General features: G+C 61.7%; 7 protein-coding genes. 6 read left to right on the plus strand and 1 reads right to left on the minus strand.

What is annotated here, in order from left to right; all coding sequences use genetic code 11:
- Positions 1 to 65 precede the first annotated feature (65 nt).
- From ACQY1J_RS04615 to clpB, 6 genes are all read left to right on the plus strand, one after another.
- Positions 66 to 1,340, plus strand: coding sequence for an aspartate kinase (locus tag ACQY1J_RS04615; protein ID WP_062454275.1), 1,275 nt, complete (start codon positions 66 to 68; stop codon positions 1,338 to 1,340).
- 81 nt (positions 1,341 to 1,421) lie between these two features.
- Positions 1,422 to 3,689, plus strand: a complete 2,268-nt coding sequence (gene ptsP / locus ACQY1J_RS04620; protein ID WP_192078770.1) for a phosphoenolpyruvate--protein phosphotransferase — start codon at positions 1,422 to 1,424, stop codon at positions 3,687 to 3,689.
- A gap of 32 nt (positions 3,690 to 3,721) precedes the next feature.
- On the plus strand, positions 3,722 to 4,804 hold the full coding sequence (prfA, locus tag ACQY1J_RS04625; RefSeq protein ID WP_062454274.1) for a peptide chain release factor 1: 1,083 nt from the start codon (positions 3,722 to 3,724) through the stop codon (positions 4,802 to 4,804).
- A complete protein-coding gene (gene prmC, locus ACQY1J_RS04630) occupies positions 4,801 to 5,715 on the plus strand; it encodes a peptide chain release factor N(5)-glutamine methyltransferase (RefSeq protein ID WP_430249591.1) in 915 nt (304 codons plus the stop codon). Before prfA ends, prmC begins: the two co-directional genes overlap by 4 nt.
- A gap of 314 nt (positions 5,716 to 6,029) precedes the next feature.
- Complete coding sequence (locus ACQY1J_RS04635) at positions 6,030 to 7,037, plus strand: DUF4167 domain-containing protein (RefSeq protein ID WP_430249593.1); 1,008 nt, start codon at positions 6,030 to 6,032, stop codon at positions 7,035 to 7,037.
- Positions 7,038 to 7,431: 394 nt separating this feature from the next.
- Complete coding sequence (gene clpB, locus ACQY1J_RS04640) at positions 7,432 to 10,032, plus strand: ATP-dependent chaperone ClpB (RefSeq protein ID WP_430249595.1); 2,601 nt, start codon at positions 7,432 to 7,434, stop codon at positions 10,030 to 10,032.
- Between the two features lie 68 nt (positions 10,033 to 10,100).
- Here clpB and ACQY1J_RS04645 read toward each other — a convergent pair whose 3' ends face one another.
- Positions 10,101 to 12,038 carry a M23 family metallopeptidase gene (locus ACQY1J_RS04645; protein WP_062577514.1) on the minus strand — a complete coding sequence of 646 codons (1,938 nt, stop codon included), beginning with the start codon at positions 12,036 to 12,038 and terminating at the stop codon, positions 10,101 to 10,103.
- Positions 12,039 to 12,397 lie beyond the last annotated feature (359 nt).

Here is a 12,397-nt window from a genome sequence, read left to right on the forward strand (position 1 = left end):
AGCAGAGAAACGGGAAGCAGACGTTCCAGCGGTTCGTGCCGGGACGAAACAGTGGTTTTTGTCGAATGGCTCGCATCGTGATGAAGTTCGGCGGCACGTCCGTCGCCAATCTTGACCGTATCCACAATGTGGCACGCCATGTGAAACGCGAGGTCGACGCGGGCCATGAAGTGGCCGTCGTCGTTTCCGCCATGTCGGGCAAGACCAACGAGCTGGTGGGCTGGGTACAGGACACGCCGAAGGTCAATGGCGCTGACTCTCCCTTTTACGATGCGCGCGAATACGATGCCGTCGTCGCATCCGGCGAGCAGGTGACATCAGGTCTGCTGGCGATCGCGCTGCAGTCGATGGGAATAAACGCTCGCTCCTGGCAGGGCTGGCAGTTGCCGATCCGCACCGACAATGCGCATGGCGCGGCACGCATTCAGGAAATCGACGGTTCCGACATCATCAAGCGGATGGGCGAGGGCCAGGTGGCCGTCGTTGCCGGCTTCCAGGGCATCGGCCCGGACAACCGGATCGCGACGCTGGGTCGCGGCGGTTCCGACACATCGGCGGTGGCGATTGCTGCCGCTCTCAAGGCCGATCGCTGCGACATCTATACGGATGTCGATGGCGTCTATACGACGGACCCGCGCATCGTGCCCAAGGCGCGGCGCCTGAAGAAGATTTCGTTCGAGGAAATGCTCGAAATGGCATCGCTCGGCGCCAAAGTGTTGCAGGTGCGCTCAGTAGAACTTGCCATGGTTCACAAGGTTCGCACCTTCGTGCGCTCCAGTTTCGAGGATCCCGATGCACCGGGCATGGGCGACCTCATCAACCCGCCCGGTACTTTGATTTGCGACGAGGAAGAGATCGTGGAACAGGAAGTCGTCACCGGCATCGCCTACGCCAAGGATGAAGCGCAGATCTCCCTGCGTCGTCTCTCCGACCGGCCAGGCGTTTCTGCCGCCATCTTCGGCCCGCTGGCTGAAAATCACATCAATGTCGACATGATCGTCCAGAACATTTCCGAGGACGGATCAAAGACCGACATGACGTTCACCGTGCCTTATGGGGACGTGGCGAAGGCCATCAGCGTTCTCGAAGACAACAAGGAAAAGATCGGCTTCGACGTCGTGCAGAGCGAATCGGGTCTCGCAAAGGTGTCGGTGATCGGCATCGGCATGCGCAGCCATGCTGGCGTGGCCGCGACCGCTTTCAAGGCACTTGCCGAAAAGTCGATCAACATCAAGGCGATCACCACCTCGGAAATCAAGATTTCGATCCTGATCGCCGGTGACTACTCGGAACTTGCAGTTCGGTCTTTGCATTCCGCCTACGGTCTCGATAAGACTTGATCGTCAACCGGTTCGCCGCGTGGGTGTGAAACTCGCGCGGCCACTTCCGGATTAAAGATGCATTCGGGAGCAATGATGCCGATGAGAGACATGTCGGCCGGGCCGCGCGTTCTTCTGAAGCGGCTCCGCGAGTTGATGGCCGAGCCACTTGAGCCGCAGGAGCGGCTTGACCGGATCGTGCGCCAGATCGCCAGCAACATGGTAGCGGAGGTCTGCTCCGTCTATGTGTTGCGCTCCGACGGCGTGCTCGAGCTTTATGCCACCGAGGGCCTCAACAAGGAGGCTGTCCATACATCGCAGCTGAAGATGGGGCAGGGCCTGGTCGGCACGATCGCCGCCTCGGCACAGCCGCTCAATCTTTCCGATGCGCAGGCGCATCCGGCGTTCCGCTACCTGCCGGAAACCGGCGAAGAGATCTACCATTCGTTCCTTGGCGTGCCGATCCTGCGCGCCGGCCGCACGCTCGGCGTTCTCGTCGTGCAGAACAAGGCCAGCCGCAACTACCGCGAAGACGAGGTCGAGGCGCTCGAGACGACAGCGATGGTGATCGCCGAGATGATCGCGACCGGCGACCTCAAAAAGATCACGGCACCTGGGCTGGAGCTGGACCTCACCCGAGCCGTCACGATCGCGGCCAACGGCTATAACGAGGGCATCGGGCTCGGCCATGTCGTGCTGCACGAGCCGCGCATCGTCGTTACCAATCTTCTCAACGAGGATTCGGACAAGGAAATCCTCCGTCTGGCCGAAGCGCTCGGATCGCTCCGGATCTCGATCGACGACATGCTGCAGCGCCGCGACGTGGCGCAGGAGGGCGAGCACCGGGAGGTGCTGGAAACATACCGCATGTTTGCGCACGACCAGGGATGGGTGCGCCGCATGGAAGAGGCGATCCACAACGGTCTGACGGCGGAAGCTGCGGTTGAAAAGGTTCAGAGCGACACCAAGGCGCGGATGATGCGCTTGACCGACCCTTATCTGCGCGAGCGGATGCATGATTTCGACGATCTGGCCAACCGCCTGCTGCGTCAGCTGACCGGCTATTCCGGCCGAGCAACGGACGAAAACTTCCCGCTTGATGCGATCATCCTTGCGCGCGCCATGGGCGCTGCCGAACTGCTCGATTATCCGCGCGAGAACCTGCGCGGGCTGGTGCTGGAAGAAGGTGCGGTCACCAGCCATGTGGTGATCGTGGCCCGCGCCATGGGTATTCCGGTTGTCGGCCAGGCGACGGGCTTGGTTGCGCTTGCCGAAAACGGCGATCCCATCATCATCGACGGTGACGACGGCCAGGTGCATGTGCGCCCGATGGCGGATCTGCAGAAGGCCTATGAGGAAAAGGTCAAGCTGCGGGCCCGGCGCCAGGAGCAGTTCAAGGCACTGCGCTCGGTCGAGCCGGTGACCAAGGATGGCAAGGCGATCAGCCTCAACATGAATGCCGGCCTGCTGGTGGATCTGCCGCAGCTTGCCGAATCCGGTGCGCAGGGTATCGGCCTGTTCCGCACCGAGCTGCAGTTCATGATCGCCTCGACCATGCCGAAGCTTGAGGAACAGGAGGCGTTCTATCGCGCCGTGATCCGCCAGGCGGCTGGCCTTCCGGTGACGTTCCGCACGCTCGATATCGGTGGCGACAAGGTCGTGTCCTACCTTCGTAGCCAGGAAGAGGAAAACCCGGCGCTGGGATGGCGGGCGATCCGCCTGTCTCTCGATCGGCCGGGCCTGCTGCGCACCCAGATGCGCGCGCTGCTGCGGGCATCGGCGGGTTCCGAGCTGCGCATGATGCTGCCGATGATCACCGAGGTTTCAGAAATCCGCGCGGTGCGCGAGCTGTTCCAGAAGGAAGTCCAGCATCTTTCCAAATTCGGCCACAGCCTGCCGCGCAAGCTGCAGTTCGGCGCGATGCTGGAAGTGCCGTCGCTGATGTGGCAGCTGGATGAACTGATGGCGGAAGTGGATTTCGTATCGGTCGGCTCAAACGACCTGTTCCAGTTCGCCATGGCCGCTGACCGGGGCAATGCCCGCGTCTCCGACCGGTTCGATATTCTGGGCAAGCCGTTCCTGCGCATTCTGCGCGACATCGCGCGTGCCGGCGATAAGAACCGCACGCCCGTGACCTTGTGCGGCGAGATGGCCGGCAAGCCGCTTTCGGCCATGGCGCTGATCGGCGTCGGTTTCCGCTCGGTCTCGATGGCGGCAACCTCGATCGGGCCGGTCAAGGCGATGCTGCTTGGTCTCGATGCAGGGCAGTTGGCCGAGGAGCTGAACGCCGCGCTCGACGACGTGCGCTCGGACGAGCCGATCCGCAATTTGCTGTTGCGGTTTGCGGAAACCAACAACATTCCCGTATAGAAAAACACAAAGAACAAGAGTGGAGTGATTGGGTGGCGAAGCTTCCTGTCGAAAAGATGCGCGAACTGGAACGCCGGTTCGGCGAGATCGAGGCGCGCATGTCGGAAGGTCCGGCTGCCGATGTCTATGTGAAGCTGGCATCGGAATATTCCGAACTGCAGCCGGTGGTGACCAAGATCCGTGAATACGAAAAGACGCTGGCTGAAGTCGCCGACCTGCGTGCGATGCTTGTCGACAAGGCGACCGACCGCGAGATGCGCGAGTTGGCCGAGATGGAGTTGCCGGATGCGGAAGAGCGCATCGAGCAGCTGGAAAAGGACATGCAGATCCTGCTCCTTCCCAAGGATGCAGCCGACGAGCGCAGCGCTATCCTGGAAATTCGCGCCGGCACCGGCGGCAACGAGGCGGCGCTGTTTGCCGGCGACCTCTTCCGCATGTACGAGCGCTACGCCAGTGCCCATGGCTGGAAGGTGGAAGTGCTGTCTGCCAGCGACGGCGAAGCGGGCGGTTTCCGCGAAGTCATCGCCACGGTGACCGGCCGCGGCGTCTTTTCCAAGCTGAAATTCGAAAGCGGCGTGCACCGAGTGCAGCGCGTGCCTGATACGGAAACGCAGGGGCGCATCCATACCTCGGCCGCGACGGTCGCGGTTTTGCCCGAAGCGGAAGAGATCGATATCGAGATCAAGGCGGACGATATCCGCATCGATACGATGCGGGCATCCGGCGCCGGCGGCCAGCACGTCAACACCACCGACTCTGCCGTGCGCATCACCCACCTGCCGACGGGGCTGGTTGTCACCAGTTCGGAAAAGTCGCAGCATCAGAACCGCGCGAAAGCCATGCAGGTCCTGCGCTCCAGGCTATATGACATGGAGCGGCAGAAAGCCGACAGCGAACGCTCTGCGGACCGCAAGAGCCAGGTCGGCTCGGGCGACCGTTCGGAGCGCATCCGCACCTACAATTTCCCTCAAGGGCGCGTGACCGACCACCGTATCAACCTGACGCTCTACAAGCTCGACCGGATGATGATCGGCGAGATCGACGAAGTCGTCGATGCGCTGATCTCGGACTATCAGGCGGGACAGCTGGCGCAGCTTGGCGAGCAGCACGGATGAGCCAGCACCCGGCGTCTGTCCTGAAGACGGTGGTGGCGGATGCAAGGGCGCAGTTTGCTGCAGCAGGCATCGCCGATGCGGCAATCGAGGCAAGGCTTCTGATCGGCGGCTTGCTGGGACTTTCCTCGACCGAGGTGTTCGTTGATGGCGACCGTGTGGTCGATGCCCTCGACATGGCCCGGATTGCGGATGCCGTGGCCAGGCGCCTGGGTCACGAGCCGGTTCACCGTATTCTCGGCATGCGGGCGTTTCACGGGCTGGATCTGTTGCTCTCGAAAGAGACGCTGGAGCCGCGGCCGGATACCGAACTCCTGGTCGAATGCATGCTGCCCGTGCTCAGACGGATCGTTGCGGATAAGGGCCATGCCCGCGTGCTCGATCTTGGCACCGGGACCGGCGCCATCATTCTGGCGCTGTTGAGCGAGGTTCCGCAAGCGACGGGCGTCGGCTCCGATATTTCCGAGGATGCGCTTTCGACGGCGACGCGTAATGCGCAACGTCTTGATCTTGGCGAGCGGTTTCAGGGCGTCAGAAGTCATTGGTTTGACGCAATTCACGGGCGTTTCGACATAATCGTGTCAAACCCGCCCTATATCAGAAGCGATGTCATTCCTGAACTAGAGCCGGAAGTTCGCGATTTCGATCCGCCGGCAGCGTTGGACGGCGGACCCGATGGCCTGGATGCCTACCGGGCAATCGCATCGCAGGCCGAGCACTTTCTCGAACTGCGCGTTCCACAGGAAGACGGCTCGTTTCCCAAGGACGAAGGGTCTGTTGGCGTCGAGATCGGGTTCGATCAGCGAGACACCGTGACACGTATCTTCGAGGACGCAGGCTTCATCTTGACGCAAGCAAGACGTGACTATGGTGACAACGATCGCGTGCTTGTCTTTAAGAGAGGTGGCCCTTGATTATCCAGGCTTTCGATGTTGCAAAGCAAAAGAAAGGGCTTGGAATCCTTCAGGAAGCGAGTTAGCGTAAATCACGCATCGGGGCGGCTGGGAGTGAACAACGATTCGTTCTCGCTAAAAGGTCAACCGTAGAACCGGCTCTTTTCGAAGACCGAGCAGGTTGAGCAGATCCAGTGCGTGATCAGGTAATTTGACTTTGAAAGCGGCAGGCCGCCTTGGTCGACCTGCGCATGGCACGCGAAGTCCTGTTCCGGCGATGACCGGCGGGCCGCGTGGCCTTTTATCAGCGAAGACAGAGAGTTGGTGAACGATATATGAGGCCAGGACAGCAAAACAAGCGCGGTCGGGGGCGTGGCAGCAACAATGGCGGCAGCAGCAATGGCGGCGGCGGCGGCAGCGGCGGTGGAAACAACAATTTCAATCGCAAGGGCGGCAACCCGCTCAGCCGGTCCTATGACAGCTCCGGCCCGGATGTAAAAATCCGCGGCACCGCTCAGCATATCGCCGAAAAGTATTCGACCCTTGCTCGTGATGCGCATAGCGCAGGCGACCGTGTCATGGCCGAAAACTACCTCCAGCACGCGGAACACTATTACCGCATCATTGCTGCAGCGCAGGCCCAGATGCAGGACCGTTTCCAGCATCAGGAGCGTGGCGAATACCAGGACCGCGACGGCAACTCGATCGATCAAGACGATATGGATCAGGGTGACGGCGACGATATGGGCTACGCACCACAGCCGATGATGGACGAGCAGCCACGCCGCGAGCATAATTCCAGCCAGAACTCTGGACAGCACTCAGGCCAGAATTCCGGTCAAAACTCTGGACAGAACCCGGGTCAAAACTCTGGGCACAACCAGGGCAGCCAGTCCGGCCAGGACCAGCAGCCGCGCGAAAACCGGCGTGACCGAAACGAGCGCCGCGAGCGTCGTCCGGAACGTTCCGACCGCCCGGAACGTCAGGACCGTGCAGAGCGCGCGCCTGAACAGGGCAGCGAGCAGCCGATGGAGCAGCCTGCTGCACCTGCTGCCGAACAGCCGGTCGCTCCGACACGGACCAGACAGCGCGCGCCTCAGGTCACCGAAGCTCCGGTAGCCGTTGCGCCTGTGGTCGATGGATCCGGACCGCAGCCTGATATCGAAGGCACTCCGGTCGAGGTTTCGGTCGAAGAGGAGTCGCAGACGGAAGCCACGCCACGCCGTCGCCGCACGGCAGGTAACCGTCCACGTCGCCAGACCCGCAAGGATGCCGATGCGGCAGACGGCGGCGATGCCGGCGACGGTGACGACAAGCCGGCCCTGGCAGAAGCTGGCGAATAAGCCGGTCTGACACTGTACGATTGATATGAAAACTCCGGTCGAAAGGCCGGAGTTTTTCTTTGAGGGGTAGCCGAATGCTCGTGCGGGAGATCGCCATGCTGCACCTGGCTCGTCTTGGATCCTGTCCCTTGCACGTTTTGCACCTGTTACCTCGCCGGTCTTACCCGGGTGCGGCGGCGAGTTGTCGGCTCGACGACATCGCGCGATCCCGGCTCGATCGACGCCGCGCCAATATCGCCTAAATCCTCTTCTCCGCGTCTTTAAATCACAAAATCGCGCTCCCATATCTTCACCAAGGCCGGTTGGCCGGCCGGGTTCGCCTTTAAAGGGAGCCCCATCTCAATCATCGGTCCGTGCCTCCATGGAGGGCGGGGCGATTCAGGAGGTTTATCTTATGAACATCGAAAAATATTCCGAGCGGGTACGGGGCTTCCTTCAGTCTGCCCAGACCCAGGCCCTGTCCGCTGGTCATCAGCATTTTACGCCAGAGCACCTGCTCAAGGTTCTGCTCGACGACGACCAGGGCATGGCGTCCGCGTTGATCGAGCGTGCAGGCGGCAGCGCCAAGGACGCCCGGATCGCAAACGATGCGGCGCTTTCCAAACTGCCGAAGGTTTCGGGCGGCAATGGCGAGATCTATCTTTCGCAGCCGCTGGCAAAAGTGTTTTCGACTGCAGAGGAAGCCGCCAAGAAAGCCGGCGACAGCTTTGTCACGGTCGAACGACTTCTGCTGGCGCTTTTGATCGAAAGCTCGGCCTCGACATCGGCCAGCCTGAAGAAGGCGGGGCTGACGGCGCAGGGTCTCAACCAGGTCATCAACGACCTGCGCAAGGGCCGCACCGCCGATAGCGCGACCGCTGAACAGGGCTTCGAAGCGCTGAAGAAATATGCCCGCGACCTGACGACCGAAGCGCGCGATGGCCGGCTCGATCCGGTGATCGGCCGCGACGACGAAATTCGCCGCACGATCCAGGTTCTGTCGCGTCGCACCAAGAACAATCCCGTCCTGATCGGTGAACCCGGCGTCGGCAAGACGGCGATCGCCGAAGGTCTGGCGCTGCGTATCGTCAATGGCGACGTGCCGGAAAGCCTCAAAGACAAGAAGCTGATGGCGCTCGACATGGGTGCTCTGATTGCCGGCGCGAAATATCGCGGCGAGTTCGAAGAGCGGCTGAAGAGCGTGCTGAACGAGGTGCAGTCGGAAAACGGCGAGATCATCCTGTTCATCGATGAGATGCACACGCTGGTCGGAGCCGGCAAGGCGGATGGCGCGATGGACGCGTCCAATCTGTTGAAGCCCGCTCTTGCCCGCGGCGAGCTGCATTGCGTCGGCGCGACCACGCTCGACGAATACCGCAAGCATGTGGAAAAGGATCCAGCCCTTGCCCGTCGTTTCCAGCCGGTCATGGTTGAGGAGCCGACGGTTGAGGATACGATCTCGATCCTGCGCGGCCTGAAAGAAAAATACGAGCAGCACCACAAGGTTCGCATCTCGGATTCGGCGCTGGTTGCGGCCGCGACGTTGTCGAGCCGTTACATTGCCGACCGGTTCCTGCCGGACAAGGCGATCGACCTGATGGACGAAGCCGCATCGCGGCTGCGCATGCAGGTGGATTCCAAGCCGGAAGAGCTGGACGAACTCGATCGCCGCATCATGCAGCTGAAGATCGAGCGCGAGGCGCTGAAGAAGGAAACCGACACTGCTTCGGCCGACCGGCTGGTGCGTCTCGAGACCGAGGTGACGTCGCTGGAAGAGCAGGCGGATGCGCTGACCGCGCGCTGGCAGGCCGAAAAGCAGAAGCTCGGACTCGCCGCTGATCTCAAGGGCAAGCTCGACGAAGCCCGCAACGAACTCGCCACTGCGCAGCGCAAGGGTGAGTACCAGCGTGCCGGCGAGCTGACCTACGGCGTCATTCCCGATCTCGAAAAAGAGCTCGCACAGGCCGAAGCGCAGGACAGTTCCACCAATGCCATGGTGCAGGAAGTGGTCAATCCCGATGCGATCGCGCATGTGGTGTCCCGCTGGACCGGTATTCCCGTCGACAAGATGCTGGAAGGCGAGCGAGACAAGCTGCTGCGGATGGAAGACGAGTTGGCGAAATCGGTCGTCGGCCAAGGCGATGCGGTGCAGGCGGTGTCGCGGGCGGTTCGCCGTTCCCGCGCGGGCCTGCAGGATCCGAACCGGCCGATCGGCTCGTTCATCTTCCTCGGCCCGACCGGGGTCGGCAAGACAGAGCTCACCAAGTCGCTCGCACGCTTCATGTTCGACGACGAAACGGCGATGGTGCGCCTGGACATGTCGGAATACATGGAGAAGCATTCCGTCTCGCGGCTGATTGGCGCGCCTCCGGGCTATGTCGGTTATGACGAAGGTGGTGCCCTGACCGAAGCCATCCGGCGCAAGCCCTACCAGATCGTTCTGTTCGACGAGATCGAAAAGGCACATCCCGACGTCTTCAACGTTCTCCTGCAGGTTCTCGACGACGGGCGCCTGACGGACGGGCAGGGCCGCACGGTCGACTTCAAGAACACGATGATCATCATGACCTCCAATCTCGGAGCCGAATATCTGACCGGTCTTCGCGAGGACGAGGATTCCGAAAGCGTGCGCGAACAGGTGATGGGCGTGGTGAAGGCCTCGTTCCGGCCGGAGTTCCTCAACCGCGTTGACGAAATCATCCTGTTCCACAGGCTGAAGCGCAACGAGATGGGCGCGATCGTCGATATCCAGCTGCAGCGTCTGCTGAAGCTTCTGGCCGATCGCAAGGTCGAACTGGACCTGGATGGCGATGCGCGCGAATGGCTGGCGAACAAGGGCTACGACCCGGTCTATGGGGCGCGGCCGCTGAAGCGGGTGATCCAGAAGTTCGTGCAGGATCCGTTGGCCGAGCAGATCCTGGCCGGACAGATCCCGGACGGATCGACGATCAACGTGACGTCGGGCTCCGACCGGCTGCTGTTTCGCATCAAGGGCAGCATGAGCGAAGCCGCGTAAACGCAAACCGCGATCAAAAAATGAGGCCGCACCGGAAACGGGGCGGCCTTTTTTGTATCAGGGCAAAATTAGCGGCTGGCGACTTCGGCCGGTTTCGACGTGCTCTTCAGCAGCGCATCGATGCGGGTGCGTTCTTCCTCGAACCGCGCCAGCGCCTTGCCGTCGAGCGACTTGCCGCCGGGCAGGCGAACCTTCATCGGATCGACCTTGGTGCCGTTGACCACGAGTTCGTAATGGAGATGGGCGCCGGTCGACTGGCCGGTCGAGCCGACATAGCCGATCACCTGACCCTGGGTCACCTTGGCGCCTTCGCGCACGCCCTTGGCGATCGCGCTCTGGTGATTGTAGGACGAGACGTAACCATTGGCATGGCGCACGAGCGTCTGGTTGCCGTAACCGCCGCTGTCCCAGCCCGCTTTTTCAACGGTGCCGTTGCCGGTGGCGATGATCGGCGTGCCGCGCGGGGCCGCCCAGTCGGAACCGGTATGCATCAAGGCACGGCCGAGGATCGGATGGTTGCGCATGCCGAAGCCTGACGTGAACCGTCCGTTCGGAACCGGATTGCGCAGCAGGAACTGCCGGACACTGCGGCCGTCCTGATCGAAGTAATCGACCGAACCGTCGTCCTGGTCCTGGAAGCGGTAGAAGCGCGTGGTCGTGTCGCCGAACCGGGCGTTTACATAGAGAAGTTCCGAATCCCGGCTGGCCTGGCCCTTTTCGTCCGCGACGGAGAAGAAGGCCTCGATCATGTCGGAGGGACGCAACTGCGCCTGGAGATCGACGTTGCTCGCCAGAAGCTTGACGAGCAGCGATGTCATGTCGCTGTTCATGCCGTAGGAGAGGGCGGCGCGATAGATGCCGTCATAGACGTCGGGCAATTCGCGGCCGGCGACGATGGCCGGTTGCTCGCTGAACGCGGATGCGACCGCATCCAGCATCTGCGGTTCCTTGCCGTCGATGAAATGGCCCTTGTCGTCGGCGGCAACCGTGATCTGGTGATTGCCGCGGCGATAGATGCTAGCGCGCACGACGAGGACCATCTGGCCCTCCTGGATCACGCCGATGCGGATCACGTCGCCGGCGGCCACATCTTCGCTGCCGATCCTCGACTTGAGATAGCCGGCGATTTCGCGGGCCTTGGTCTCGGGGTAGCCGACCGAGGTCATCGCCTGGGCGATCGTGGTCGGCTGGCGGACCGGGATGATATCATCTGCATATTCGCGGCTGCGGGCGGTGAACGGTTCGGGCGTCGAGACCGACATGTTCTGCTCGACGATGCGGGCCGCAAGTCCCGATGTCAGGTCGACATCCTCGTCTTCGGAGGAGAAGCGCTGCGGGTCGACATAATAGAGTGCCGAGAGCTGGGTATTGCCCGAGGTCAGGACGGAGCCGTTGGAGCGGACGTTTTCTTCCACTTCCTCGAGCGTCATCGGCGCCGCATAAGCATAAGTGCCGCCCTTCACGGGGAAGGGCACGGTCTGCAGGCTGACATCGGATTCCACATTGGATCCGTAGATCACGCCGGTGCGGCTGTTGGGCGGCGGCGGCGCTTCGCTGGAGGAGAAGATGCTGAGCGGATCGAATTTCGGATAGGCTTCCGGCGCGACGTTGTTGACGGCAAGGTTCATCTTCACATGCGCGAAGGGCCGGCGGCGCACGACTTCCTTATTGCCCTCGTGAACGACGGTCGACACTTCCATGATCCGTCGATCCGTCGGCATGGCGACGATATTGCCGCCGAGCAGACGCTTGCCGCGCGACGTGATGTCGTCGTCATGATCCGAGGGGACCGCGGCAGAGGCTTCGGCAGGCGTGGCAAGCTGCTGGCGCCCGTCAAGCGCTGCAAACAGCGCGACCCCCATCAGGAGAGACGATGTAATGCCGGTCAGGAAGGTGCCGGAAAGCCAGCGCATGGAAATTTCGCGCCGATCCGGCGCGCGACGGCCATCGGCGAGGATCGGCGGTTCGTTGCCGAGCGTGCGTATCATGCTGCGGGCCGTCATCATGCCAGTCTTTGCCAGTCCCGTGATGCGTGTTCTTCCATAGACAGCAAGGGAATGCTGCCTGCAGTACCTTGGGCCAAACATGTGCCCGTTCTAGCGACATGAGTCAAACTCGGCTCGCGGGTCGAAGCCCATGGCCTTCGCGCGTACTCTATAAGGGCGAAATCACTCTTCATATGCAAAGCTCTTCCCATGCGATTGTGAAGATGTCGGGGCGGTTTCAAGGCGGGGCCAAAGACAGGGTGGATTGCACACATAAACCTGGCGCCAAATACCCCGTTCCGAGCCTCTTTCCAGAAGATCCTGATTTTATCACGCTATATCAGCACCTTACCGTTTTCTTGAAGTTTTTGCGACTAGGC

Origin of the sequence: Neorhizobium sp. DAR64860/K0K1, assembly GCF_050500205.1 — a bacterium.
Classification (GTDB): Bacteria; Pseudomonadota; Alphaproteobacteria; order Rhizobiales; family Rhizobiaceae; genus Neorhizobium; species Neorhizobium soli.

Excerpts from the sequence above, each read along its gene's own strand:
- clpB (WP_430249595.1), top strand. The coding sequence starts at position 7,432 with ATGAACATCGAAAAATATTCCGAGCGGGTACGGGGCTTCCTTCAGTCT.
- ACQY1J_RS04645 (WP_062577514.1), bottom strand. The coding sequence starts at position 12,038 with ATGATGACGGCCCGCAGCATGATACGCACGCTCGGCAACGAACCGCCG.
- ACQY1J_RS04635 (WP_430249593.1), top strand. The coding sequence starts at position 6,030 with ATGAGGCCAGGACAGCAAAACAAGCGCGGTCGGGGGCGTGGCAGCAAC.
- prmC (WP_430249591.1), top strand. The coding sequence starts at position 4,801 with ATGAGCCAGCACCCGGCGTCTGTCCTGAAGACGGTGGTGGCGGATGCA.
- ptsP (WP_192078770.1), top strand. The coding sequence starts at position 1,422 with ATGAGAGACATGTCGGCCGGGCCGCGCGTTCTTCTGAAGCGGCTCCGC.
- ACQY1J_RS04615 (WP_062454275.1), top strand. The coding sequence starts at position 66 with ATGGCTCGCATCGTGATGAAGTTCGGCGGCACGTCCGTCGCCAATCTT.